Here is a 25302-nt window from a genome sequence, read left to right on the forward strand (position 1 = left end):
CTATCTATTCGCTTTCTTTCTTCTAAATAACATAAGTAATCCCGCTCCAACAAACGCAAGACCAGCTCCAATTGTAGAAGCAATACTTGCACCTGTTTTCGGTAAATCACGTTCATCTTTTTCAGCTTCTTTATTTTCACTTACAGTTGTTGTTGTTTCTTTTGTATTTTGATCATCTGTTGTAGTTTGTCCAGATCCGGTATTATTTCCATCTTGCTTTGGTTCATTACCATTATTACCTTCTTCTGTTGGTGGTGTTGGGTTTTCTCCATTACCTGTTGGCGGTGTCGTCGGATTTTCTCCACCACCTGTTGGCGGTGTCGTTGGATTTCCTTCACCAGTTTCTTTATCATCATTCTTCTTCGTTATATCAATTGCATATTTCGCAAATTCATTTTCAGATGGTCCAACATATGAAATCTTTCCATCTTTCTTTATATACTTTTGTGCATTTGGTGAAGAATCAAATGTTGTATTTAATTTATCTGCAACAATCGGTTTAAATGTCCAATTTTGATCAGCTGCTGGATCAATATCTTTTATTTTTTGCATATACTTCACAATGATTTGACGTGTTTCATCTTGTGATTGGTATACAACTTCCCCTTTACTTACACCTGGGAACGTTTGACTACTTCCACGATAGTTATTTGTAGCGACGATGAACTCTTGATCATCAGCTACTGGCTTACCTTCATATGTCATATTTACAATACGATTCGTATTTGCATTTACAACTTTTCCATCTTTATCGTATTTCGCCGGTTGTGTTACATCAATTTCGTATTTTAAGCCATCTAAAATATCAAAGTTATATGTAGGATAGCCTATATTTACTAATGGCTGTTCTTCTGTTTTCTTTGGATCAATTGTATTAAACTGACCTGCAGACATTTCAAGCCATTCTTTCACTTGTGCCCCATTTACTTTTACAGCATATAACGTATTTGGATATACATATAAATCTGCAACGTTTTTAATCGCTAACGTTCCAGCTGGAATATCCGTATAATATGTTGCACCGTTTCGACCACCTGCTTTAAATGGTGCCCCTGCAGATAAAACCGGAATATCTTTAATCTTTTCGTACTCTGGTTTTTTAAGTTCTTGTTCTACATACCATTTTTGCGCATTTGTCACAATTTGTACAGAAGGATCATCTTGTACTAATGAAAAATAACTATTAATTGGTGCTTTCGTTTTACCTACAGGTGTATTTACATAGTCGATTGTCGCTTGATGCTCATCTTTAATTTCATTAACTAATTTTTGATCAGATTCTACTAATGGGGTACCTTTACTATTAGCAATCGGGCGAAGTTGTGGCTTAGATTGATCTTTTTGTACTTCCCATTTTCCGTTTACCTTTTTCAATTGCATATCAATAATACCTAAGTTACTACCAAAAACACCAGGCATTACAACTGGAACACCATTAAATACATCCTTCACTTCAGTATGTGAATGTCCCATTAATACTGCATCTACGCCAGGAACTTGTGTTGCTAAATGATATGATGCATTTTCCATTTTATTCACTTCTTTATATTCGCTCTTATCGACGCCTGAATGAGCCAATGCAACGATAATATCCGCACCCTCATTTTGCATTTTTTTCACCATTATGTTTGCTGTTGCGACGATGTCTTTCGCTTTTACTTTTCCTTCTAAGTTCGCTTTATCCCAGTTCATGATTTGTGGTGGAACAAATCCCATTACACCAATTTTCACTATTTGTTTTTGGCCTGCTTCATCCACTACTTCTTTCTCTAAAATATGATATGGTTTAAAATAATTTTCATCGTTCTCTTCCTTATCATCATGGTCGTCTTTATAGACATTCGAGTTAATAACCGGGAAATCCGTTTTTTCAATCACTTTGTTTAAATAATCTAAACCGTAGTTAAATTCATGATTCCCAAGAGAGATGACGTCATACTTCATTAAATTCATTACACGATATAATGGGTGTGTATAACTAGGATCCACACGATTCTTCTGATCTTTTATTTTATTTGCTACATAATCTCCAAGCGGTGTCCCTTGTAATGCATCCCCATCATCAAATAGGACAGAGTTTTTCGCTTCTTCACGTGCTTTATTTACAAGTGTTGCCGTTTGCACAAGACCTACTTTATTATCTGTTTTCGTTTGATAATAATCGTAATTCATTAAGTTAACGTGAATATCTGATGTTTCTAGAATTCGTAAGTTAACTGTACTCTCCCCAGTTTGCTCATCCGCATGAGCTGTTGCTGGCAATACTTGCGGCGCTATAACACCAATAGCAAGAGTTGCTCCAGCTAGCATTTTTTTTGACTTTTTCACAAAAAATCCCCCTTATACAATTACCAGAAATAATGAAATGAATCCCTATCTGTCTCTAACCACATACCTTTTTTCTTCTATTAGAGACACAATTTTCATTTCACCCTGCGCTAACGAGTAGTCCCCTTAAACGCCCGATTGATGAAGACTATTAATTAATAGGAAATAAAGCTCCCACTCATTAAAGTTTCACCTTATCTGACATTATCATATATAAAGTTCTTTCCTATCGTCAATATTTTTTGACAAACTTCAACAAATTTTCTGTAAAGTTATTATAAACTTTTCATAAACATATAATATGCCCTTACATTGCTAATACTGCTGAATATGATACAATTACCAATTACAAGGAGGATGAATTTATGAAAAAAGTCATCTTAACAATTGTTTGTCTCCTCCTTCTGATCATTTCTTATTCTTATTTTGAAAAGAACGACGAGACAAAACAAAATGAATCTGAAGAAAAAACAGAAAAAACATCTGCCCCAAATTGGATTGATAAGCAAACAAACGAATCTTTTTATCATCTTGTATTAGGTGATTCACTCGCTAAAGGATATGGATCGACACAAGGTGGATTTGCTGAATTAGCTTCTAAGCAAATAGAAGCACAAATTCACAAACCAATTACAGTAGAAAACCTTGGGGTAAACGGTCTTACAACAGATCGTCTCGCTAAAAAAGTTCAATCAGAAGATGTAAAGCAAAAAATTAGAGCAGCAAATATCATTACAATTAATATTGGGGGAAATAATTTATTTCGCTTAAATCGTGATGTCGGTGTTATAGACGGTATTAAAATGTTAAATAAAGAAAAAGCTCATTTTGAAGCGGATGTAAAAAATATTGTAAAGACAGTCCGAGATCAAAATCCGGATGCTTTACTCATTCTTTCTGAACTCTATAACCCGTTACAACTCGATGACTCCATCGCAAGTTATGCAGATATGTTTTTAGACGGCTGGAATGAATCCGTTTATTCCATTGCAAAAGTGAATCAACCATCTATCGTTTTGCCAATTCGTAAATTAATATCGAATGATAAAAAAGAATTGCTCTTTGACCAAGTACACCCAAATGATAAAGGCTATACGATTATTGCCGATTCATTTACAAAAAAAGTGTTGGCCTACAAATATTAAAATTCCCATGAAACAATTCTATTTTTATAACATGTCTTTTTTGTTACAATGATAGTGGAAGGGGGCCTTTATATGGAATCACGCGAGTGGGAACGTATTGTTGATCATCTTCTTTCGCTAGTGCCTCTTTTTTATCGCAAATTTATGCTTCCTGGAGAATTTTCTTCTCAAAGACATATGCCGCCATCACATACACAAGTATTACTGCTTTTGCATGAAAACGGCACATTAGCAGTTTCCGAAATCGGCAAGCGGCTAGCGATTTCACGGCCTAACATGACACCTCTATTAAACAAACTTATTCAAGAAGAACTAATAGAGCGTCATTATAGCGAAAAAGATCGACGGGTCATTTTAATTTCCCTAACAGCTGAAGGGAAATTATTAGTAAATCAGTATCAGCAATTCATTTTAGACAAACTAAAAGAAAATTTCCAAACATTATCTGAGGAAGAGCGCGAAAAGCTCATTCATTCTCTTCAAACCATTCAAAATTTAATTTTGAAAACAAACGTATAAAGCTGCTTCTAAATAGAAGCAGCTTTATGATTCGTAATAGTTACCATAGTATACATTGGAATATGGCCATGTTGTTAAATATGGTTTTTTTTCCTGTGTAGGCTGTTGTGTTGGTAATTGTGGTATTTGTGATAATTGCTGTAATTGTTGTTGCCGATATAATTCGTATTGTCTACTCGTATCATAAACCGGATAATAATTTACATATGGATATACTTGAGGTACGTAATAATAATACATTACCCTCTCCTCCTTTTTCTTAAACATATTCAAAGGAGAAAATGAATGTGACATTGTTTATAATTGTACAAGTGGTTCTCTCACTCGTTTCTTCCTTTTCTTCAAACGTAACTTACGGTTCTTTTCGTATAAATAATGCACAACGAAATATGAAATGAGACCAAACACAACTCCTAAAATCGTCATTCCAATTAATACATACACTTCACTTTGTAATAAGCTCTTTAATATCGTAAAAATGTGACTTGAAAACAAGTCCGATATCGTAAATGGTTCATGATTAATTTTCTGTACATGAAATGGATAAATCATTTTTCCTAGCGCATACGCAAGCGGAAATAAAAATACTGGGAGAAACGATATTTTCCCAATAATATTGCCAATAACTGCCGCAGGAAAAGATCCCTTTGCTAACCTGACGATTGGATAAAATATTACATATACGAGCGATGCCGTATAAATGACTAACATTTCTAAGCCGAATCCTATAGCAAACCCTAACGATACTTTCTTTGCGCCTTCTGGCGATCGAAGCAACTTATAATATTGAAACTTTAATATTCTCCACATCCGCTGGAAAAACGAATATGTTTTCTTAGTTGTTTTCACCCTCATCATCTCTTTAACTATATTTTTATATGTAGTATGTCCTTACACACTCTGAAAAACAAATTTAGTTTTCTCTTTTATTATAAATGATATCGAAATGGTTAACCAAATATACATCCGACATTTTAATAAAAAAAACCTCCCTTTTAGGAAGGCTCTTCTACATTTTTAAATAAACTCACTAATAACGCTTTTTGAGCATGCAATCGATTACCAGCTTGCTCAAAGACGATAGACTGCGGTCCATCTATAATTTCTCCTGTTACTTCTTCTTCACGATGGGCAGGTAAACAGTGTAAGAAACGATATGTTTGCTTCGCATGCTTAACAAGTTCGTTATTGATTTGGTAAGGTTGAAATAAAGTATACTTCTCTTCTTCGCCCTCTTGCCCCATGCTCATCCAAACATCAGTATAAATGAAATCTGCTTCATTCACCGCTAATTCAGGATCATGCAAAACTTCAATTTCAGCTCCTGTTTCCTTGGCAATTGCTAACGCTTTTTTTACAATCTCTTCATTCGGTTCATACCCTACAGGCGTTGCCACAGTCATATGCATTCCGACTTTTGCACTCGCTAGCAACAATGAATGACATACATTATTTCCGTCACCTACGTAAGCCAATTTTATTCCTTTAAATGTATTTGTTTCTTCGTATATCGTCATAAGGTCTGCCAATGCTTGACAAGGATGATGATCATCCGTTAAACCGTTAATAACAGGAATACTCGATTCTTTTGCAAGCTCTTCTACATCCGCGTGTGAGAATGTACGTATCATGATCCCGTCAATATACTGTGATAATACTTTCGCAGTATCTGAAACGCTTTCTCCTCTTCCCATTTGCATCTCTTTCCCACTTAAAAACATACCATGTCCCCCGAGTTGTACCATTCCCGCTTCAAAAGATACACGAGTACGAGTTGAATGCTTATCAAAAATAAGCCCTAATATTTTGCCTTGTAATAAAGGCTCTTGCTTATTCTTTTTTAAATATATAGCGAACTCAATTAAAGAAATAACTTCTTCTTTCGTTAATTCTTCTAGTGTTAAAAGATCTTTCGTATTTAATTTCGGTACTTGTAAAGTTGACATGAAACTTCCCCCTTATATGATTGATACGTTTTTTGTACAAACTACTTTTTTTATTATATATACTGCCTGTTCTAACTCTTCATTCGTGACAATGAGTGGCGGTAATAGTCTTATAACATTAGGGCCTGCTTGTAATACGAGAAGTCCTTCGTTTTCTAGTTGTTCTATAAAACTTGCAACTTCATGCTTACACTCAATCCCAATCATAAGCCCCTTACCACGTATATTTTGAATACATTCGACATGCTGTAATTCCTCTTGCAACTTCTCTAATACGTACTCGCCTTTTTCTTGTACTTCTTTTAAAAACGATGGTTTTTTACTTACTTGCAATACTTCTTTCGCTGCAGCCATCGCGATGTAATTCCCGCCAAAAGTTGAACCGTGTGATCCTGCAGTAAACGACGCTCCGAGCTCTTTCCGGCCAATCATCGCTCCGACAGGAATCCCATTCCCAAGCGCCTTTGCAACGGTAACGATATCAGGCACTATTCCCACTTGTTCATAAGCGAATAGTGTTCCAGTTCTTCCTATCCCCGTTTGTACTTCGTCTATAATAAATAAGGAACCGAACTTATTACATAATGTTTCAATCTCTTTCAAAAAAGATAGATCAGCAGGTATTACTCCTCCCTCTCCTTGAACAACTTCTACCATTACCGCCGCAACTTCTTCATTCATTACTTCCTCTAATGCTTTAATATCGTTAAAAGGGATATGTAAAAAAGATGGAAGTAATGGACCAAATCCTTCTTTTACCTTATCTTGGCCTGTTGCACTCATCGTTCCAAATGTTCTACCGTGAAAAGACTGCTGGCATGTTACGACGAGAGATTTTCCAGTATGCTTACGTGCTAACTTTAAAGCCGCTTCATTTGCCTCTGCCCCACTATTACAGAAAAATACATAATCTAATGCTCTATTTTCTGTTAATAATGACGCAACTTCTTCTTGTAAGCTGTTTGTAAACAGGTTAGATATATGCCATATATCATCAAGTTGCTCTTGTACACCTTTGAGAACAGTAGGGTGACAATGTCCTAAATTACATACGCCAATTCCTGATGTAAAATCTAAATATTGCTTACCTTTATTATCAATAACTTTCGTTCCAGTTCCCTTTACAAACTCAATAGTTCTTCTGCCATACGTTTGAAAAAGATGACTCGTCATGCAATACTCACACCTTTCGTTACCGTCGTTCCAATACACTCTCCCGTAACCTCAGTAAAATCTTTTGTACCATTCACAATACTTATCTTTTGCACTCCCATTTTTAATGATGCTAGTGCCGCCTGTACTTTCGGAATCATCCCACCTGTAATAACACCTGTTTCTATAAAAGTTGCAATTTCAGATTCATCCGTTTCCTTTACCAAATTCCCTTCATGTAATATTCCATCTACATCCGTAATAAAAATCAACTCTTTTGCCCCTAACGCGGCCGCAATCCCAGCTGCAGCATTGTCCGCATTTATGTTATAAATTTCATTACCATTTACCCCGATTGGAGCAATAACAGGAATATACCCCATATTTATTAATCCTTTTAATAAGGCTGTTTCTACATAACTTACTTCTCCCACATATCCTATCTCCTCGCTGACAGGTTGAACTTGAAGTAAATTACCGTCACACCCTGAACAACCTACAGCAAGTAAATTATGCTTTTGTAAATTCATTACGAGTTTTTTATTCGTACTTCCGCATAGCACCATTTGAACAACATCCATAACTTCTTTTGGTGTTACGCGTAATCCATCTCTTTTTTCTACGTTGATGTTACAATCTTTTAATTTGGCATCAATTTCTGGCCCACCACCATGAACAATCACCACTTTATACTTCTGTTGCAATTTCTTTATACAATCAAAAAACACAGCATTTAATTGATTCAACATACTACCGCCGCATTTCACTACAATATAATCGCTCATCTTCTCTCTCCTTATGTACGATAACAAGCATTTATTTTCACATATTCATAGCTTAAGTCACAGCCCCAAGCTGATCCTGTCTCTTCACCTAAGTGTAAGTACACATTAATGACTATTTCATCTTCTTGTAATCTCTCTTTCATTTCTTCTTCAGAAAATATTTGAGGCTCACTATTTTTTAATACCGATATAGATTGAAGAGTAATGTCAATTGTGTTCGGATGAATAGCTACTTCACTTTGTCCAATACTGCTAATAATTCGCCCCCAGTTTGGGTCTTCACCATGTATTGCTGTTTTCACAAGACTCGAACCGACTATTTGCTTTGCAATTTTTTTTGCCTCTTCATTCGTTTGAGCTCCTAGCACATTTACTTCTATTAACTTCGTAGCTCCTTCACCATCTTGCGCAATTTTTTTCGCTAAATCTTCACATACTTGCTGTAAAGCACATACGAAAGTTTCCCAATCTGTATGTTCCATATTTATCGGCCTTGTTTCTGATAATCCACTTGCCATAACGATGACCATATCATTCGTAGAAGTATCTCCATCTACCGTAATTTGATTAAATGTATGATTCGTTATTTGTGATAACGCTGTTTGCAATACGTCATGCTCTATATGAGCATCTGTCGTAATAAAACTAAGCATCGTTGCCATATTCGGATGAATCATCCCTGAACCTTTTGCAACACCCGCAATCGCCACTTTCTTCCCATCAATAATCATTTCATAGCAAGTTTCTTTCATTATAAGATCCGTCGTTAAAATTGCTTCAGAAAAACAATATGCTTCACTTTCTTCCTTCGTCGGTATAAGAGTTGCAACTCCCTTTCGGATTATATCCATCGGCAGTGGAACACCAATTACACCTGTTGAAGCTACTGCAACGTAATTTTCTTTCATCCCAAAATGTTCCGCCCCTAATGCGCGCATCTCGTATGCGTCTTGTAATCCTTTCATTCCAGTACAAGCATTTGCATTTCCACTATTAACGATAATTGCTTGTAACTTCCCTTCTGCCGTTATACTATCCTTTGTTACTTGCAAAGGAGCTGCTTGTATTTGATTCGTTGTATACACAGCGGCACATGATGCTGGTACATCACAAACGATGGCACCTAAATCCTTTTTCTCCTTTTTTAAACCATTTGCAGTACCAATTGCCGAAAAGCCTTTCGGCGTTACAATTGAACCATTTTCTAATTTTGTAATAGACGCTACTTTAATCATCATGTCCCCCTTATACATAAAGCGGCATATGTTGTAAACCTGTTGTCTCTTCTAGTCCCGCTATTATGTTTGCATTTTGAATCGCTTGCCCAGCCGCGCCTTTCATCATATTGTCTATAACAGAAACGACCGTAACTCTTTCAGCTCTTTCATCGTAAGCTATGCCAATATCACAATAATTTGAGCCTCTCACTTCTTTTGGACTTGGAAATTTCCCTTGCGTACAAATTCGGATGAAAGGCGATTGTTCATACGTTTCTTCATACAATTTTTGAAGTTGCTTTATTTCCATCTTTTGTTTTACTTTTGCATAAAGTGTAATCATGATTCCTCGAGATATCGGTATTAAATGTGTGCTAAATGTAATTGGCTGTGATCCACTATTCCATTCTGTAAGCATTTGCTCAATCTCTGGAACGTGCTGATGCTCATTCACTTTATAAATGTGCAAGTTATCATATAGCTCAGGAAAGTGAGTCATTGTTGTTGGTGTTTTACCTGCTCCTGATACCCCTGATTTCGCATCAATAATAATCGAATCTTCTTCAATCATGCCGCTACGTACTAACGGCGCTATCGCTAGCAATGTGGCTGTAGCAAAACATCCTGGGTTTGCAATTAAATTTGCCTTTTGAATCCCAGTCCTTTTCCATTCACTTAACCCATACACTGCTTTTCTAAGAATTTCTTCTTTCGCTGCTGGCCTTTTATACCACAGTTCATATGACGAAGGATCTATCATACGAAAGTCTCCAGATAGGTCAATTACTTTTAAACCTTCTGCTAATAACTTGGGAGTTAACTCCGCCGATACTCCTGCTGGGGTTGCTAGAAATACGATTTCTGCTTCTTTTCCTATCGTCTCCACATCAATTTCTTGTAACGTATGAAAAAGGACATTTCGAAGATGCGGATATACATTTGTTATACACTCACCAACTTGTGAAAAAGAATGGAGAGATGCTATCGAAAAATATGGATGTTGTTCTAATAAACGAATTAACTCAATGCCCCCATATCCAGTGGCTCCAATAATTGCGACTTTCATAAGTTCCTCCTCATATCGATTCTTTAAATTAAGTATGATTATAATATTGTATATTTATAGAGTCAATTAAATATTTATAAATTTTTAAATCTAAAAAAACTTAATTTTATTAGAAAAATAATATACTCAACCGAATTTTTATACAAAAATAGTGCATAGTAGTTTTTTTATTTCACTTCAAGTACAATAAAACAATACATACGTACATACAGGCGGGGAAAAATATGAACGAAAAATTAATTGAGAAAATGATTATAAAAAGTTTTCAACAATATCAATGCAGTCCAATATCAAAAGAAGATCAGGAAATGCTAGTGAAACATATTCAAACGGTGACTCATTCAAATATTGAAATTGATTTATACGAGGAAATTGAGGATATTGTTTATGATTATGTAACTGGAAAACAATAAAAAATAGGAGATTTCCATATGGAAATCTCCTATTTTTTACTTAATGATTTACCTGCTACACGTTCAAATAAACCTGGGAATAAAGCATAAAGTTTCGGGCCAATTCCCATCCACTTCGGTAAGTTTACTTCACGTTTTTTCGTGTGCATCGACTTTACGATTTGTTCTGCTACGTATGTTGGTTTTAACATGTAACGTCCCATATTCTTTACATATGTACCAGATTGATCCGCTATTTCAAAAAAGTTTGTATCTATCGGACCTGGATTAATTGCTGTAACATAAATATCTGTATTGGCTAATTCCATGCGTAAACTATTCGTAAATCCTAATACGGCATGTTTCGTTGCTGCATAAGCACTCGATTTCGGAGTTGCAATTTTTCCAGCAAGTGAAGCAATATTAATAATATGTCCTTCATTCTTGTTTACCATATAAGGTAGTACCGCTTTCGTACATGCTACTAATCCAAATACATTTACTTGGAACATATCTTTTACTTCACCCATTGACGCATCTTCAAACGTTTTAAAAATACCAAATCCCGCATTGTTTACTAATATATCAATACGTCCCACTTCTTGTAATACCTTTGAAAAAACAGACTGTACTTCCATCTCATCACTTACATCTAATACATAATAATAGCAAGGCGTATTATAAGTTTCTTTAATTTTGTCTACTAACGCTTGTAGTTTCTCTTCTGTTCGAGCCATTAATACTGGAGTCGCTCCCTGTGCTGCAACTTGCATTGCAACTTGCTCACCAATCCCACTAGAAGCACCTGTAATGACGATTACTTTATTTTGTAAACGTCCTGTCATTGCTGTCACCTACTTTGCATAATAAATCAATTGTTGCGATGACTCATCAATCATCACTTGTTGATTATATGCTAAATAGTCCAATTGTCCAACCGTTTCTGAAATAGTAAGTGGTAATTGTTCTTTATATAATACCGGAAATAGTTTTACACATACTTCAAATGCTGTCATTGGTTTTTCCTTTAATAACTCAAGTACTTTAAAAGCACGTGTTTCTTGCTTTTGTAATCTCGTTTCAATAAGTTGTTTCACATTTAGAACATCTTCCCCATGCCCTGATAAAATGCGTGAAATATTCATTTCGCTTAAACGCTGTAATGTTTGATTATATTGTAGTAATGGGCGTGCCCGTTCTGTTTGCCCTTCATATGGTGGTTCTAGTATTGGATTCGAAGAAATATGACTAATGAGAGCATCTCCACCAATTAATATTCCATCAGATTCTCTATATAAAGAAATATGAGTAGAAGCATGACCTGGTGTTTCAAGCACTGTAAATCCAGGCAAAGAATTAATACGATCTCCTTCTCTCACAGTATGCGTTAACGATCTATTACAAGAATATTTAAGTGTCCTCGTCGTCAATAACGAATCGTCTTTCAAAAATGCTGCTGGCACACCAAACTGTAAGGCCGTCTCTCTAAAAAATTCATGATACCGCTTTAAAAACTCTGGATTTTGTGTGATCCAAGGCTCATTCCAAGGATGTCCAATAATATTCGTCTTCTCAGAAAATATATTTAAAAGTCCACAATGATCTGCATGATGATGCGTAATGACTACTGTTTCAATATCTTCTATCGTATGTCCTAATGTACCTAATTGACTTTCTAACGCATTTCTTGCCTCTTCTGTATTCGTCCCTGTATCAATTAATGTTAATGTCTCCCCCTCAACTAAAAACACATTCACAGTTTCCACTGCAAATGGTACAGGAATCTCCATTCGGTGAATCGCCGTCATGCTTAGCCCCCCTGTCTCTTTCCGGTTCAAAAATGAATACTTCTTCAGTTTACAACTTCTATATATATTTGTCATTATTTTCAGATAAAAAGAGGTGTTTCCTATAAAAAAACGAATGTATGTACATTTATAAGAATTTCTAACCAAAATTAAAGGAGGAACATCATGTCTATTCAAAACATTTCCTTTCTCGGTGCAGGCTCTATTGCTGAAGCTATTATTGGTGGCTTGTTACATGCAAATGTTGTTAAATGTGAACAAATTACTGTAAGTAATCGTTCTAACGAGACAAGATTACAAGAGCTACATAAAAAATACGGTGTCAAAGGTACTCATAATAAAAAAGAATTACTTACTGATGCAAATATTCTTTTTCTAGCAATGAAACCAAAGGATGTTGCAGAGGCGCTTATCCCTTTTAAAGAATACATAAATAATAACGTGCTTATTATTTCATTACTAGCAGGTGTTTCTACTCACTCAATTAGAAAACTACTTCAAAAAGACGTTCCAATTATTCGTGCAATGCCAAATACATCCGCAGCCATTTTAAAATCAGCTACCGCTATCTCCCCTTCGAAACATGCAACAGCGGAACATATTCGCACTGCAACATCTTTATTTGAAACGATTGGTCTCGTCTCTGTTGTAGAGGAAGAAGATATGCATGCTGTCACTGCATTATCCGGAAGTGGACCTGCTTATATTTATTACGTAGTGGAAGCTATGGAAGAAGCTGCAAAAAAAATTGGTTTAAAAGAAGATGTTGCAAAATCACTTATTCTTCAAACGATGATTGGTGCTGCTGAAATGCTAAAAGCAAGCGAAAAACACCCTTCTGTTTTGCGAAAGGAAATTACTTCGCCTGGCGGAACGACCGAGGCAGGCATTGAAGTATTACAAGAACATAAATTTCAACAAGCACTTATTTCTTGTATTACACAGGCAACGGAAAGATCACATAATCTTGGAAAAACATTAGAACAACTAACAAAAGAAAAATAAAAAAAGGAGCTCAAGTTTATTTGAGCTCCTTTTTCTATAATTACACTTAGTTATTGTTCTTCCCAAAAATCTCTTCTTGCAGGCGACGACCAGTCGGCGTTGCTGCAAGTCCACCTTCAGCTGTTTCACGAAGTGCTACTGGCATCGTTTGTCCGATTCTAAACATTGCCTCAATTACTTCATCACATGGAATTGTACTCGTTACACCAGCTAATGCTAAATCTGCTGAAATCATCGCATTTGCAGCTCCTGCTGCATTACGTTTTACACAAGGTACTTCTACAAGTCCTGCAACAGGATCACATACTAAACCAAGCATATTCTTTAATGAAATCGCCATCGCTGTAGCTGCTTGATCTTGCGTTCCACCAGCCATCTCAACTGCAGCTGCTGCTGCCATTCCACTTGCTGAACCTACTTCAGCTTGGCAACCTCCTGCCGCGCCGGAAATACAAGCATTATTCGCAACAACCATACCGAAAGCTCCTGCTGTAAATAAAAATTCAATCATCTCTTCGCGTGTCGGTTTTAATTTTTCTTGCAGTGCAAACAGTACACCTGGCACTGTTCCAGCAGACCCTGCTGTTGGTGTTGCACAAATAATTCCCATCGCCGCGTTTACTTCATTTGTTGCAACAGCTTTACTCACCGCGTCCAAAATCGTATCTCCAGATAAGCCTTTTCCGCTATTCATATACGCCTGAACTTTTACAGCATCTCCGCCAGTTAAACCAGTTGGTGATTTCACTCCGCGAATACCACGTTCTACTGCTTGCTCCATTACGACTAAGTTCTTTTCCATACCAGCAATTACTTCTTCACGTGAAATACTTCTTGTTTCCATTTCACATTGAATCATAATTTCTGCGATTTTTACATTTTGTTCTTTAGCTTGCGCCACTAGTTCCGCTGCGTTCCGAAACATGGTGTGTCCCCCCTGCAATTATTCCATAATAGTTACTTGACAAATATTTTGTTGCGCGTTTATTTCTTCAATCACTTCATCTGCTAATAATTCATCTGTTTCGATGACCATAAGCGCTCTTCTTCCTTTTTCTTTACGAGAAACACTCATTGTACTAATGTTAATTTCATGTTTCGCAAGGATTGAAGCTACTGCTGCAATAGCACCGAAGCGATCGTTATTTACAATAAGTAGTGCTGGACTTGTGCCTGATAATTGAAGATCGAATCCGTTTAATTCTACAACTTCAATTTTACCGCCACCAATTGAGCAAGCAACAACTTCAATTTCTTCTTCACCTTTATACAAACGAATTTTCGCTGTATTTGGGTGAGGTGCATTGGCATCTTCTTCAATGAATTCCACTTCAATTCCGCGCTCTTTTGCTATTTCTAGCGCCTCTGGAATACGTAAGTCATCTGTTTCAAATCCTAATATTCCACCGATTAGTGCTACATCCGTACCATGCCCTCGATACGTCTTTGCAAATGATCCATATAACGAAATGCTTACTCTTTCTGGTTCATGACGAAACAGCTGGCGAGCAACTTGCCCCATTCTTGCCGCGCCTGCTGTATGTGAACTTGATGGTCCAATCATAACTGGACCGATAATATCAAATACTGAGCGATACTTCATCATAACTCCCCCTAAACCTCTATGCAAAAATTTATTCTACTATTCTATTAACCTGCTACATCTGTCGCTTTTCCAGTTGTACCACGAATTTGTTCTGCTGTATGAATTGGATAATTTTTAAATAAAAGTAATCCAATATAACCTGAAATAATACCAGTTATAATAATACATAAGAATCTTAGCATTATTTTCATTAAAAAATGATATAAGATAATCCACAATAAAGTCTGGTAGCAATCCAAAGTTTAACACAGAAGCCATTGCAAGGATAGCATAAACAAGCGATATCTTTCCTATTATAATTCTCATGTTACTCTCTCATGGTTTAGTCAACTTCACTTGTTACGATAATAACTAAAAAGCATGTGACTTATCATAAATTATAATCTGCCCTCATTATAGCTTGTTTTTTATAAAACGCTTACTTTTGTTGAATTTTAAAAGTTCTGAATAAAAGTCCATTCCTGCTATTTGTATCACTTGTATGTCATCTGACTTATATAACAGTTTTTCTAAATAATCATTATTTCGTATTTTTATCGTATATATTCAAACCATTCTAATTTTCTGTATCATCCAAGTATAAGTATAAAATAATAACAGTTTTATTTTTAAATTTTTTTAGACATAAAAAAATGGTAACCCACCGTTACCATTTTTTACAAAATTATTATTTTTCTACTGGGAATGATTTCAAATCTGTCGCTATTTCTGTATTAGAAAACAACTCTCTTGCCTCTTTCAATAATTCCTTATATGTATCTCCTTGATAGCGAGAACTAATGTGAGTTAAGATTAATCGCTTCGCATTTGCCTGAAGTGCAATGCTCGCAGCTTGCTTAGATGTGGAATGAAAATAATCATGCGCTTGTTGCTCATCTTCTGCTGCGAAAGTCGCTTCATGGACAAGTACATCTGCATCTTGCGCAAGCTCCCTACTTGCTTCGCAATATCGCGTATCACCTAAGATAGTAATAATTCTTCCTTTTTGAGGTGGGCCGATAAACTCATTTCCATTTAATATCGTGCCATCCTCTAATTCAACTACTTCTCCATCCTTTAAACGTTTAAAGATTGGACCTGGTTTCACACCCATCTCAAGCAACTTATCAACTAAAAGAGCACCTTGTATATCTTTCTCTACAATACGATATCCAAAACATTCTATACCGTGTGACAATCTTTTCGTTTCTACATAAAATTCATTATCTTCAAATACGGTACCTTCTTCTGTTATCTCCACAACTTCAAGTGGATATTTCACATGTGTCGTACTTACCGATAATGCCACTTCAATAAATTGTTTAATTCCTTTCGGTCCATACACCGTTAAAGGCGTAGTTCCTCCTTGAAATGAACGGCTACCTAATAAACCAGGCAATCCAAAAATATGATCGCCATGTAAATGCGTAATAAATATTTTTTCAATGCGGCGCGGACGTACAGATGTATGTAATATTTGATGTTGCGTGGCCTCGCCACAATCAAATAACCAAGTTTGTCCTCGTTCTTCTAACAATTGTAAAGCAATTGCTGAAACGTTCCTTCCTTTTGAAGGAACACCTGCACCAGTTCCTAAAAATACAAATTCCACTTTCTTTCCTCCAGCTCTAAATATACTCTATCTCTCATCTTACGGAATGTTATTTCAAATGGCAAATTGAATTTACATAACCAATCATCTAGACAACTATATAACACGAACGTTATACTTAAAAAATTTAGCAATCGTTCGTGTTTTGTGTTAAAATGATTATACTACATTTTAAGGGAGCGTTTTATTATGAAAGAAGTATTTCGTTTACAAACTGATTTTTCATCTTCATTTGATCGCTGGGTAAGTTCTTTCGTGTCTGATCACCCAGCACAATTAGAATGGACAACTTTAAAGGAATTAATCCATGAATATACAACATCACATACAAATGATACGTTACCAGCATATATTTCTTCAGCTTTAACATATTACGCCCAACGCGTTTCAACTACAAACAGTTCAGAGATTGTTATTTTTGAAAACCCTACAATCTCGTAATCTATAATAAAAAAGCACTGGTTACAGTGCTTTTTTATTTATACTTATTTAGCAAATGATTATATTCCGTCCACAAGTCTGTATACATACTTTGATCAAACTCATCTAAAATTATCTTTTCACTTGATTTATTGAATAATTCTTTTGCTTGTAGCGCAAAAGAAACAATTTGTTTTCTATATTCATTTTCATTTACTTCTATATGAAGCCCTTCATAGTATATAGCCTTTTGATCAGTAGAAATAACTTTGACAAAATCCTTTAAAACCACATTTTCGCCTATATGGTTTATAGTCCAATGAATTAAAATTGGGCATCCTAACATGAGCATAGTGCCACATCCGTGCAAAATAAGCCCCTCTTCATTTTCAATATCACAAATATATTCTTTATCTAAAGTTCGTAACAGAGCTAGAGCTGATTCACTTATTCCCCATTCCTCATCCATACCTGTTTGTGTAATAATCGTTCCATCCACATTTAAATAAATTTCCCCGTGAGAACATAAATCTTCCTGCTCATTAAACAACCACTTTTGATTCTCAATATTTATAATAAAATTTTGTGGTACCATTACAAATTCCCCTTTTATAAAAATATTTATTTTCCACATTATTTATAATTAATATCATGCATTTCATCCCATATATCTATTATAAATCCATTTAATATTTTAAAAACACAGATAAAAAAGATATTGACACTACGATTTTACAGTGCTAACATTCAACATGTAATTGAATATGGTCTCTGTTAGGTGAGGCTCCTGTATAGAGAAACGCTGCTGCCCAAAAATGTCGAGAGACGCCAATGGGTCAACAGGAAAGGTCGGAATGAAGGCCTTTTTTAACGTAGCTGGTTTCAGTACCTATGCTATACAGTGCTAAAACTCAACGAGGGAGAGGTGCATGTATTTTGTCATACACAAAAACTGTTTTTATTTATGTCTACTAGCAGTCTTTGTTGTGGACTCTTTTAACTGCGAATTCAGACCTTTACTCGTTTTGAGTAAAGGTCTTTTTACGTCTATATGCACCTTACTATGAAACAAACATAGCATATTCAGAAACTACTAAATTGTACGGAGGTGAGGAACAGTTGGCAATTGATGATTCGGCCCAGATACCCATACGTTTTACATTCATATTTCATCATGTAGGTAGGAAAAAAACTGTTCCTCACCATTTCAAATAGTTAGGTAACAGATTGTTTCCTCCTTCATGACAGAGGAGGAACTACCGATGTTTAATTTACAAAGACAAGAAACAAAGCATGCTTATGAGCAAGATAGCATGAAAACAAATAACGAATTATTAGTGGAGGTTGCAACACAAGATATAAGCTCTGCGTTAAAACTTTTAGAAACATCTCAAGATGGATTATCTAAACAAGAATCGTCTCGTAGACTTTCTTTATATGGCCCGAACGAAATAGCTCATAATAAAATGGCACCGTGGTACATTCAGCTTCTGTTAGCATTTAAAAATCCATTTATTTTCGTTTTATTAGCTCTTGGAGCACTCTCCTTTTTCACGGATGATATGCAAGGAACAATTGTCGTATCTGTAATGGTCCTACTTAGTGCAACGATTCGGTTTTCCCAAGAATTTCGTTCTCAAAAAGCTGCCGATAAATTAAAAGCTATGGTTCGAACAACTGCGAGCGTATTTAGAATAAATGGATTTGTACATGAAATAAAAAATGTAACGAATTTAAATCGAAATTACACAACAGAAATTCCAATTGAGGAACTTGTACCTGGCGATATTATTTCCCTTTCAGCAGGTGATATCGTTCCAGCCGATGTGCGTATTGTATCCGCTAAAGATTTATTTGTTAATCAATCTTCTTTAACAGGGGAAGCACTTCCTGTAGAAAAATACGAAAACTGCTACCATACAGAAAATAAGCATATCTTACCGAAAAACATGAAAAAAAATTACAATCCACTCGATATGGAAAACCTTTGCTTCATGGGAACAAATATTGTAAGTGGTAGCGCAAAAGCTGTTGTCATCTCAACAAGTACTGATACGTATTTCGGCTCTTTAGCAAATAAGGTAATCGGAAAGCGGGTAGAAACAAGCTTTGATAAAGGTGTAAACAAAGTAAGCTGGCTCTTAATTACATTCATGCTTATTATGGCGCCTATTGTCCTTCTCATTAACGGATTCACAAAAGGAGATTGGCAAGAAGCTTTCTTCTTCGCTATTGCCGTGGCTGTTGGCCTTACACCTGAAATGTTGCCAATGATTGTAACTGCTAATTTAGCTAAAGGTGCCGTTAACATGTCTAAACAAAAAGTAATTGTGAAGCAACTAAATTCTATTCAAAACTTAGGTGCTATGAATATTCTTTGTACAGATAAAACCGGAACTTTAACAGAAGATAACGTTATCCTTGTTCGTCACTTAGATCCTAATGGAAATAAATGCAATCGCGTCTTGCAATTTGCCTATTTAAATAGTTTCTATCAAACTGGATTGAAAAACTTAATAGATAAAGCTGTTATTAAGCATACAGAGGAAAACAATACATTTGACCCATCAGCTTTTCAAAAGCTAGATGAAATTCCATTCGATTTCGCCCGCCGGCGTATGTCAGTCATCGTAAAAGATATTTCAGGTGAACATACAATGGTTTGTAAAGGTGCCGTAGAAGAAATTTTATCAATTTGCAACTACACTGAAGTGGATAAAAAAATCGTTACACTCACTGAGGAAATACGCTCAAATGTCAAAAAACTAAGCGAGACATTGAATAGTGAAGGTATGCGGGTTATTGCTGTGGCTTATAAAAAAGATAGAAACATAAATGATAAAGAGTACGCAGTAAAAGACGAAACTGATATGATTCTCACTGGATATATCGGCTTTTTAGATCCACCGAAACCATCTGCAGCAGCTGCAATTCAAGCATTACAAAAGCATGGTGTACAAGTAAAAATTTTAACTGGTGATAACGAAATTGTTACACGAAAAGTTTGTAAAGAAGTTGGATTAGATATCGGCGAACCAATCCTCGGTTACGAGATTGATTCTTTACCAGATAAAGCATTAGCAAAACTTGCTGAAGAAACGACTGTATTTGCGAAGCTTAATCCAATGCAAAAATCTCGCATTATACACGCATTACAAGGAAACGGACACACTGTAGGTTACATGGGAGATGGCATTAACGATGCTGTAGCATTACGTGAAGCTGATGTCGGAATATCTGTTGATACTGCTACTGATATTGCGAAAGAAGCTTCTGATATTATTCTACTCGAAAAAAGTTTAACTATATTAGAAGCCGGGATTTTAGAAGGACGTACTACATTCGGAAATATTTTAAAATATATCAAGATGACAGCTAGCTCTAACTTTGGTAATGTGTTTAGCGTGTTAGTAGCAAGTGCTTTCATTCCTTTTTTACCGATGCTTGCCATTCATCTTTTAATTCAAAACTTACTTTATGATATTTCCCAACTTTCTATTCCATGGGACAAAATGGATAAAGAGTTTCTAGAAAAACCACGAAAATGGGATACTGCAAACTTACGAAACTTCATTATTTGTATCGGCCCAATTAGTTCCATATTTGATATTATCACATACGTAGTCATGTGGAATGTATTTGGCGCAAATACACCGAGCGAGCAATCATTATTCCAGTCCGGTTGGTTTGTGGTTGGATTGTTAACACAAACTTTAATTGTTCACATGATACGAACACAGAAGATTCCATTTATTCAAAGCACTGCATCAACACCAGTCGTTTTATTAACCGCTCTTATTATGGCAATCGGGATTTATATTCCATTCTCACCACTTGGTGCAGCCGTTGGTTTACAAGCATTGCCACTTAGCTACTTCCCTTGGTTAGTAGGAATACTATTAGGCTACGCTTTTTTAACACAATTCCTGAAAAAGCTTTATATTAAAAAGTTTCATAGCTGGTTGTAAAAATAAGAATGAGTGGGTATTCCCCGCTCATTCTAAAAGACATAACAGATACTTATATATGGAGGTGACCATGATGGTATGGTACGACATTGTATTCAGATTAGTTATCGCAATTATTGTAGGTGCTTGCATCGGAATGGAAAGGCAATGGAGACACCGAATGGCCGGGCTGCGGACAAATGCTCTCGTATCACTTGGTGCCTGTATATTTGTTTTATTATCCGTCATGCTTGATCATGATGCTAGCCCCTCACGCATTGCTGCTCAAGTCGTTAGTGGCATTGGTTTTTTAGGGGGTGGCGTTATTATCCGCGATGGTTTTAGTATTAGAGGGCTAAATACGGCAGCTACTTTATGGTGTGCAGCTGCTGTCGGTACTCTTACAGGCGCCGGTTTCCTCGTTGCAGCTATATTAGGTGCAGCCGGCGTGTTACTAGCAAATATACTTCTTCGTCCAATTGCTCTTTTTATGAATAAAAAATCAAAAGAAGAATCACCTGAACAAACGAACTACTTACTTTCCCTTACTTGTTCAGAAGAAACTGAAGCACATATTCGTTTTTTACTTATGCATATGGTAAGTACAGAAGGGCTCAGTTTAAAAGAGTTGTATAGTGAAGATGTAGATTCTAATCAAAAAGTTTGTATACAGGCTATATTACATTGCAAGACAAATGCAGCTATCTTAATTGAAAAAATAGTAAGTAGAATGCTATTAGAATCTGGCGTTACTGGAGCTGGATGGAAGACTTCTTTAGATTTAGAAGCGAGTTAAATAGGAAAGGTGTCATGATTTTTACTACTTCATGACACCTTCTACATAAATTTATTTTCTAACTTTTGTTGAAACGACTTCTCTTGCTTACGTAGTAGTTGACTACCTCGTTGTAAAAGTAGTGTTCCATACTTATCATTAATTTGATCAATGACAGCAAGTAGCGGTTCTTTTTTTGCATCCTCTTCAAATGAAAACAAATCTAATTGTTTCACCGATTCTGTCTTCCACTCTATTTCAGTAGCTGTAACACCTAGTAAACGAACGGAATCACCATCCCAATGTTGCTTCCATAAACGGGATGCTGCTTGAAAAATATCGCGTTCTTCCCAAATCGCATTTTTCAATTGCTTACTCCGTGTTACTGTTCGCCTATCATGGTATTTAATCATAATTTGAATATTATAGCTGACAAGGGTTCGCTTTTGTAACCTTTTACTCACTGACTTTGATAAACGTTCTAACATATCAAGTAATTCTTTCTCTTCATCCATATCCTTTGAAAAAGTCATCGAGTTACCGACACTTTTATGCTGTCCCATTTGACTCGGATCCACTTCCCTATCATCCATACCTTTTGCACGCCTTTGCAAATCAACACCGTGCTTGCCAATTTTAGCGCGAATGATATGCTCGTCTCCCTTTGCCAACTGTTCAATTGTCTGTATATGAATATCATTTAATTTTTCAGCTGTTTTCTCACCAATTCCATGCATTGCTCCAACTGGACGTGGCCAAATCAGTTCTGGAATATCGCGTTTTCGAAGCACGGTAATACCAAGTGGTTTTTTCATATCTGAAGCGGTCTTTGCTAGGAAAAGATTTGGAGCGATTCCAATACTACACGGAAGCTGCAACTCTGTTAATAGTGCTTGTTGAATCATCTTTGCTATTTCAAGAGGAGAACCAAGTGCGTAGCAATCTGTAATATCTAAATATCCTTCATCTATTGAGACTGGTTGTATCTTTTCTGTAAAACGGGAAAGGACTTGAAACATTTGAAATGAAGCTTCGCGATATAATGTGAAATTAGGACGCCTTACAACTAATTGCGGGCATAACCTTTTCGCTTCCCAAAGGGGCATCGTCGTACGTATTCCGTATTCTCTCGCCTCATAACTACATGTTATAATAATTCCTTTTCTCTCTTTTTCATTTCCAGCAACCGCTAATGGCTTTCCTTGTAATGATGGATCATGAGCAATTTCAACAGATGCGAAAAAGCAATTCATATCTACATGTAAAATTACACGACCATTTTTCGGATACATTTCTCGCATAGTACTCACTCCCTAATCAGAACGTTCGTTCTTTTATTATATCAAATTTTGCACAATAGTTATAATAATTACTTGTTCTTTTTTATAATCCATATAAAGAGGATACACATGTGAAAGAGGCTGATTATGGTGAAATTAACTATATGTTCCTTGTAGTTATATTAATCATCATAATTAATTATTTACTCCTTCCAATTTTCAACATGAATACGTTTGAATTTTTCTCTCGTCTAATATTATATACTGCTATGATTTTTCTTGTATTGGCTTATACGCCTTGTAAAAACAATCGAATCAAAATAAAAAGCGTGTAAATCACAATTGATTTACACGCTTTTTCTATTCTATTACTTCGCTACTTCTTCAATAATTGCAACAACTAATTCTGCTGTTTTTGCTAACTCTTCAACAGGAATCTTCTCGTTTGTTGTATGAATTTCTTCATAACCAACTGCCAAGTTAACTGTTGGGATACCGTGTCCTGCAATTACGTTTGCATCACTTCCGCCACCACTTTGGTGAAGAGAAGGTGTACGACCAATTTTTTCAGCTGCACGTTTTGCAACTTCTACAACGTGATCGCCATCAGCAAATTTAAATCCTGGGTACATAACGTTTACTTCAACGTCTGCATGACCACCCATTTCTTTTGCAGTTGTTTCAAATGCTTCTTTCATTTTCGCAACTTGTGCTTCCATTTTCTCATTGATTAAAGAACGAGCTTCTGCAAAGATTTGTACATGATCGCAAACGATATTCGTTTGTGTACCACCTTCAAAACGTCCAATGTTTGCAGTCGTTTCAGAGTCAATGCGACCAAGTGGCATCTTCGCAATTGCTTTCGCTGCGATAGTAATTGCAGATACACCTTTCTCCGGTGCTACACCAGCGTGAGCTGTTTTCCCGCGAATAATTGCGTTCACTTTCGCTTGTGTTGGAGCTGCAACAACGATTTCACCAACTTTTCCATCGCTATCTAATGCGTAGCCATACTTCGCTGTAATACGCTCACGATCTAAAGCTTTTGCACCAACAAGACCTGATTCTTCTCCGACTGTAATAATAAATTCAATTTTACCGTGAGAGATATTTTTCTCTTTTAAAACACGGATTGCTTCGAACATTGATGCTAATCCAGCTTTATCATCCGCGCCCAAAATTGTTGTACCATCTGATACGATATATCCATCTTTAATAGAAGGCTTAATTCCATTACCAGGAACTACTGTATCCATATGAGAAGTAAAGTAAATTGTATCAACACCATCTTTTGTTGCTGGTAAAGTACAAATTAAGTTACCTGCACCATGACCAGTTACAGCCATTGTGTCATCTTCAAATACTTCTACACCTAAATCTGTAAATTTCTTCGTTAATACTTTGCAGATTTCTGCTTCAAATTTCGTTTCAGAATCTACTTGTACTAATTCCATAAATTCATTTACTAAACGTTCTTGATTAATCATAAGACTGCGCCTCCTGCACTACCATTATGTATGTAACACTATTAATTATAACAGAATTTCGCAAAAGTTTCGAAATACAAGACAAAAAACAGATGGTTTACATGTCTAGATAACCATCTGCTTTCTATTACTCATTTAACAATACCCAGCGCATATGATCCTCCCACACGCCATTTACCATTAACATCTTCCTAGACACGCCTTCATATTGAAAGCCTATCTTCGTCACTACTTGTATAGATGCTAAATTACGAGGCATAATCGGAGCTTCTATACGATGTAACTGAAATCCCTCAAAAGCAACTTGAATTGCTTTTCTAAGCGCTTCTGTCGTATACCCTTTGTTTAACTCTGCTTTATCTAATTTATAACCGAGTACACAAGATTGATAAATGCCACGAACGATTAAATTAAATGAAATACACCCAATTATTTTCGTATCATCACCCTTTTTAAAAATCCATAGTCTGATGATTTTCCCTTCTTCGAACTCTTTTCTATCCTTTTGCAACTTTTTCTTTTGATAATCTAGCGTAAAAAAATCATCCGGTCTATACTCTTCCCAAGCTTTTAAAAACTCACGATTTCTGTCGTAATATTGAAGAACTGTTTCAGCATACGACTCATCAATTTCCTTTAAATATAAACGATCTGTTTCGTATATTTTCATCATCGTATCTCCATTCTTCAGCTTGCCCAACTAAAAATTAACAATATACCCTTTTACTATATTCTCTACACACACTCAAATTTCCTGTTATATTTTGCAACCCCTTCCCGAATTTTGTCCTTACTCTCCCCTTGTCCATAATTTCATTTCTCGTTACAATGAA

General features: G+C 35.9%; 25 protein-coding genes, 1 pseudogene and 1 riboswitch. Of the genes and pseudogenes, 8 read left to right on the forward strand and 18 right to left on the reverse strand.

Translation table 11 applies throughout. From position 1 onward, the window contains the following. Positions 1–2328: a bifunctional 2',3'-cyclic-nucleotide 2'-phosphodiesterase/3'-nucleotidase gene (cpdB, locus tag DN400_RS13475; RefSeq protein WP_097911976.1), complete on the reverse strand. Its 2328-nt coding sequence runs from the start codon at positions 2326–2328 to the stop codon at positions 1–3. A gap of 365 nt (positions 2329–2693) precedes the next feature. Here cpdB and DN400_RS13480 point away from each other — a divergent pair, with 365 nt between their 5' ends. Both DN400_RS13480 and DN400_RS13485 read left to right on the forward strand, forming a co-directional pair. After that, positions 2694–3473, forward strand: coding sequence for a GDSL-type esterase/lipase family protein (locus DN400_RS13480; protein ID WP_097911974.1), 780 nt, complete (start codon positions 2694–2696; stop codon positions 3471–3473). Between the two features lie 72 nt (positions 3474–3545). Continuing rightward, a complete protein-coding gene (locus DN400_RS13485; protein WP_000445819.1) occupies positions 3546–3992 on the forward strand; it encodes a MarR family winged helix-turn-helix transcriptional regulator in 447 nt (148 codons plus the stop codon). Between the two features lie 24 nt (positions 3993–4016). Here the strand turns inward: DN400_RS13485 and DN400_RS13490 are convergent, their stop codons facing one another. The 7 genes from DN400_RS13490 to argC all read right to left on the reverse strand — a co-directional run bounded on the left by DN400_RS13490 (position 4017) and on the right by argC (position 10158). Continuing rightward, complete coding sequence (locus tag DN400_RS13490; RefSeq protein ID WP_000291957.1) at positions 4017–4232, reverse strand: hypothetical protein; 216 nt, start codon at positions 4230–4232, stop codon at positions 4017–4019. Positions 4233–4289: 57 nt separating this feature from the next. Then, positions 4290–4850: a DUF2062 domain-containing protein gene (locus tag DN400_RS13495; protein WP_097911970.1), complete on the reverse strand. Its 561-nt coding sequence runs from the start codon at positions 4848–4850 to the stop codon at positions 4290–4292. Positions 4851–4987: 137 nt separating this feature from the next. Continuing rightward, on the reverse strand, positions 4988–5938 hold the full coding sequence (gene argF / locus DN400_RS13500) for an ornithine carbamoyltransferase (RefSeq protein WP_147801715.1): 951 nt from the start codon (positions 5936–5938) through the stop codon (positions 4988–4990). Between the two features lie 12 nt (positions 5939–5950). Then, entirely contained in the window at positions 5951–7111 is a 1161-nt protein-coding gene (locus DN400_RS13505) for an acetylornithine transaminase (RefSeq protein ID WP_147801716.1), read from the reverse strand. Next, positions 7108–7875: an acetylglutamate kinase gene (gene argB, locus DN400_RS13510; protein WP_001286792.1), complete on the reverse strand. Its 768-nt coding sequence runs from the start codon at positions 7873–7875 to the stop codon at positions 7108–7110. Before argB ends, DN400_RS13505 begins: the two co-directional genes overlap by 4 nt. 11 nt (positions 7876–7886) lie before the next feature. Then, on the reverse strand, positions 7887–9110 hold the full coding sequence (argJ, locus tag DN400_RS13515) for a bifunctional glutamate N-acetyltransferase/amino-acid acetyltransferase ArgJ (RefSeq protein WP_140158991.1): 1224 nt from the start codon (positions 9108–9110) through the stop codon (positions 7887–7889). Positions 9111–9120: 10 nt separating this feature from the next. Next, positions 9121–10158 (reverse strand): N-acetyl-gamma-glutamyl-phosphate reductase, encoded by a 1038-nt coding sequence (gene argC, locus DN400_RS13520; protein WP_000861239.1) that lies wholly within the window; start codon positions 10156–10158, stop codon positions 9121–9123. A gap of 224 nt (positions 10159–10382) precedes the next feature. On the opposite strand from argC, the gene DN400_RS13525 reads away from it, so the two are divergent. After that, a complete protein-coding gene (locus tag DN400_RS13525; RefSeq protein ID WP_001003222.1) occupies positions 10383–10571 on the forward strand; it encodes a YqzH family protein in 189 nt (62 codons plus the stop codon). A gap of 29 nt (positions 10572–10600) precedes the next feature. Here the strand turns inward: DN400_RS13525 and DN400_RS13530 are convergent, their stop codons facing one another. Both DN400_RS13530 and DN400_RS13535 read right to left on the reverse strand, forming a co-directional pair. Next, a complete protein-coding gene (locus DN400_RS13530) occupies positions 10601–11395 on the reverse strand; it encodes an SDR family NAD(P)-dependent oxidoreductase (RefSeq protein WP_000147789.1) in 795 nt (264 codons plus the stop codon). Positions 11396–11404: 9 nt separating this feature from the next. Next, positions 11405–12358 (reverse strand): MBL fold metallo-hydrolase, encoded by a 954-nt coding sequence (locus DN400_RS13535; RefSeq protein WP_000125133.1) that lies wholly within the window; start codon positions 12356–12358, stop codon positions 11405–11407. A 165-nt stretch (positions 12359–12523) separates the two neighbouring features. On the opposite strand from DN400_RS13535, the gene proI reads away from it, so the two are divergent. Next, positions 12524–13363, forward strand: coding sequence for a pyrroline-5-carboxylate reductase ProI (gene proI, locus DN400_RS13540; RefSeq protein WP_000027243.1), 840 nt, complete (start codon positions 12524–12526; stop codon positions 13361–13363). Between the two features lie 46 nt (positions 13364–13409). Here the strand turns inward: proI and sdaAA are convergent, their stop codons facing one another. The 4 genes from sdaAA to rnz form a co-directional block, all read right to left on the reverse strand. Beyond that, on the reverse strand, positions 13410–14288 hold the full coding sequence (gene sdaAA / locus DN400_RS13545; protein ID WP_000489464.1) for an L-serine ammonia-lyase, iron-sulfur-dependent, subunit alpha: 879 nt from the start codon (positions 14286–14288) through the stop codon (positions 13410–13412). An 18-nt stretch (positions 14289–14306) separates the two neighbouring features. Then, the gene (sdaAB, locus tag DN400_RS13550; RefSeq protein ID WP_000877448.1) at positions 14307–14966 is read right to left on the reverse strand and encodes an L-serine ammonia-lyase, iron-sulfur-dependent subunit beta; all 660 of its coding nucleotides are present in this window, start codon (positions 14964–14966) and stop codon (positions 14307–14309) included. Between the two features lie 47 nt (positions 14967–15013). Then, positions 15014–15151 (reverse strand): hypothetical protein, encoded by a 138-nt coding sequence (locus DN400_RS29465; protein WP_000943432.1) that lies wholly within the window; start codon positions 15149–15151, stop codon positions 15014–15016. A gap of 485 nt (positions 15152–15636) precedes the next feature. Further along, complete coding sequence (gene rnz / locus DN400_RS13560) at positions 15637–16560, reverse strand: ribonuclease Z (RefSeq protein ID WP_000397454.1); 924 nt, start codon at positions 16558–16560, stop codon at positions 15637–15639. A gap of 189 nt (positions 16561–16749) precedes the next feature. On the opposite strand from rnz, the gene DN400_RS13565 reads away from it, so the two are divergent. Next, positions 16750–17001, forward strand: coding sequence for a DUF3932 family protein (locus DN400_RS13565; protein WP_000665709.1), 252 nt, complete (start codon positions 16750–16752; stop codon positions 16999–17001). 34 nt (positions 17002–17035) lie between these two features. Here the strand turns inward: DN400_RS13565 and DN400_RS13570 are convergent, their stop codons facing one another. Then, a complete protein-coding gene (locus DN400_RS13570) occupies positions 17036–17575 on the reverse strand; it encodes a hypothetical protein (protein ID WP_000249062.1) in 540 nt (179 codons plus the stop codon). 168 nt (positions 17576–17743) lie between these two features. Beyond that, positions 17744–17911, forward strand: a riboswitch (M-box (ykoK) riboswitch). Between the two features lie 331 nt (positions 17912–18242). On the opposite strand from DN400_RS13570, the gene mgtA reads away from it, so the two are divergent. Both mgtA and DN400_RS13580 read left to right on the forward strand, forming a co-directional pair. Continuing rightward, on the forward strand, positions 18243–20948 hold the full coding sequence (mgtA, locus tag DN400_RS13575) for a magnesium-translocating P-type ATPase (RefSeq protein WP_065229325.1): 2706 nt from the start codon (positions 18243–18245) through the stop codon (positions 20946–20948). 73 nt (positions 20949–21021) lie between these two features. Next, positions 21022–21723: an MgtC/SapB family protein gene (locus tag DN400_RS13580; RefSeq protein ID WP_048563851.1), complete on the forward strand. Its 702-nt coding sequence runs from the start codon at positions 21022–21024 to the stop codon at positions 21721–21723. Positions 21724–21764: 41 nt separating this feature from the next. Here DN400_RS13580 and DN400_RS13585 read toward each other — a convergent pair whose 3' ends face one another. After that, positions 21765–23003: a DNA polymerase IV gene (locus tag DN400_RS13585; RefSeq protein ID WP_025118230.1), complete on the reverse strand. Its 1239-nt coding sequence runs from the start codon at positions 23001–23003 to the stop codon at positions 21765–21767. 110 nt (positions 23004–23113) lie between these two features. Here DN400_RS13585 and DN400_RS30290 point away from each other — a divergent pair. Then, positions 23114–23306, forward strand: a pseudogene (locus tag DN400_RS30290) (hypothetical protein). Between the two features lie 44 nt (positions 23307–23350). Here the strand turns inward: DN400_RS30290 and DN400_RS13595 are convergent. Together DN400_RS13595 and DN400_RS13600 are read right to left on the reverse strand one after the other, a co-directional pair. Next, entirely contained in the window at positions 23351–24469 is a 1119-nt protein-coding gene (locus DN400_RS13595; RefSeq protein WP_000609816.1) for a tripeptidase T, read from the reverse strand. 127 nt (positions 24470–24596) lie between these two features. Continuing rightward, positions 24597–25142, reverse strand: a complete 546-nt coding sequence (locus DN400_RS13600) for a GNAT family N-acetyltransferase (protein ID WP_025118231.1) — start codon at positions 25140–25142, stop codon at positions 24597–24599. Positions 25143–25302 lie beyond the last annotated feature (160 nt).

It is taken from the genome of Bacillus sp. AR8-1 (assembly GCF_008042345.1).
In the GTDB taxonomy this organism is placed as follows: domain Bacteria; phylum Bacillota; class Bacilli; order Bacillales; family Bacillaceae_G; genus Bacillus_A; species Bacillus_A cereus.

Bases quoted from the DNA above. Each gene is read 5' to 3' on its own strand.
- DN400_RS13480 (WP_097911974.1), top strand. From the start codon at position 2,694: ATGAAAAAAGTCATCTTAACAATTGTTTGTCTCCTCCTTCTGATCATT.
- DN400_RS13485 (WP_000445819.1), top strand. From the start codon at position 3,546: ATGGAATCACGCGAGTGGGAACGTATTGTTGATCATCTTCTTTCGCTA.
- DN400_RS13490 (WP_000291957.1), bottom strand. From the start codon at position 4,232: ATGTATTATTATTACGTACCTCAAGTATATCCATATGTAAATTATTAT.
- DN400_RS13495 (WP_097911970.1), bottom strand. From the start codon at position 4,850: ATGATGAGGGTGAAAACAACTAAGAAAACATATTCGTTTTTCCAGCGG.
- argF (WP_147801715.1), bottom strand. From the start codon at position 5,938: ATGTCAACTTTACAAGTACCGAAATTAAATACGAAAGATCTTTTAACA.
- DN400_RS13505 (WP_147801716.1), bottom strand. From the start codon at position 7,111: ATGACGAGTCATCTTTTTCAAACGTATGGCAGAAGAACTATTGAGTTT.
- argB (WP_001286792.1), bottom strand. From the start codon at position 7,875: ATGAGCGATTATATTGTAGTGAAATGCGGCGGTAGTATGTTGAATCAA.
- argJ (WP_140158991.1), bottom strand. From the start codon at position 9,110: ATGATTAAAGTAGCGTCTATTACAAAATTAGAAAATGGTTCAATTGTA.
- argC (WP_000861239.1), bottom strand. From the start codon at position 10,158: ATGAAAGTCGCAATTATTGGAGCCACTGGATATGGGGGCATTGAGTTA.
- DN400_RS13525 (WP_001003222.1), top strand. From the start codon at position 10,383: ATGAACGAAAAATTAATTGAGAAAATGATTATAAAAAGTTTTCAACAA.
- DN400_RS13530 (WP_000147789.1), bottom strand. From the start codon at position 11,395: ATGACAGGACGTTTACAAAATAAAGTAATCGTCATTACAGGTGCTTCT.
- DN400_RS13535 (WP_000125133.1), bottom strand. From the start codon at position 12,358: ATGACGGCGATTCACCGAATGGAGATTCCTGTACCATTTGCAGTGGAA.
- proI (WP_000027243.1), top strand. From the start codon at position 12,524: ATGTCTATTCAAAACATTTCCTTTCTCGGTGCAGGCTCTATTGCTGAA.
- sdaAA (WP_000489464.1), bottom strand. From the start codon at position 14,288: ATGTTTCGGAACGCAGCGGAACTAGTGGCGCAAGCTAAAGAACAAAAT.
- sdaAB (WP_000877448.1), bottom strand. From the start codon at position 14,966: ATGAAGTATCGCTCAGTATTTGATATTATCGGTCCAGTTATGATTGGA.
- DN400_RS29465 (WP_000943432.1), bottom strand. From the start codon at position 15,151: ATGCTAAGATTCTTATGTATTATTATAACTGGTATTATTTCAGGTTAT.
- DN400_RS13565 (WP_000665709.1), top strand. From the start codon at position 16,750: ATGAAAGAAGTATTTCGTTTACAAACTGATTTTTCATCTTCATTTGAT.
- DN400_RS13570 (WP_000249062.1), bottom strand. From the start codon at position 17,575: ATGGTACCACAAAATTTTATTATAAATATTGAGAATCAAAAGTGGTTG.
- mgtA (WP_065229325.1), top strand. From the start codon at position 18,243: ATGTTTAATTTACAAAGACAAGAAACAAAGCATGCTTATGAGCAAGAT.
- DN400_RS13580 (WP_048563851.1), top strand. From the start codon at position 21,022: ATGGTATGGTACGACATTGTATTCAGATTAGTTATCGCAATTATTGTA.
- DN400_RS13585 (WP_025118230.1), bottom strand. From the start codon at position 23,003: ATGCGAGAAATGTATCCGAAAAATGGTCGTGTAATTTTACATGTAGAT.
- DN400_RS13595 (WP_000609816.1), bottom strand. From the start codon at position 24,469: ATGATTAATCAAGAACGTTTAGTAAATGAATTTATGGAATTAGTACAA.
- DN400_RS13600 (WP_025118231.1), bottom strand. From the start codon at position 25,142: ATGATGAAAATATACGAAACAGATCGTTTATATTTAAAGGAAATTGAT.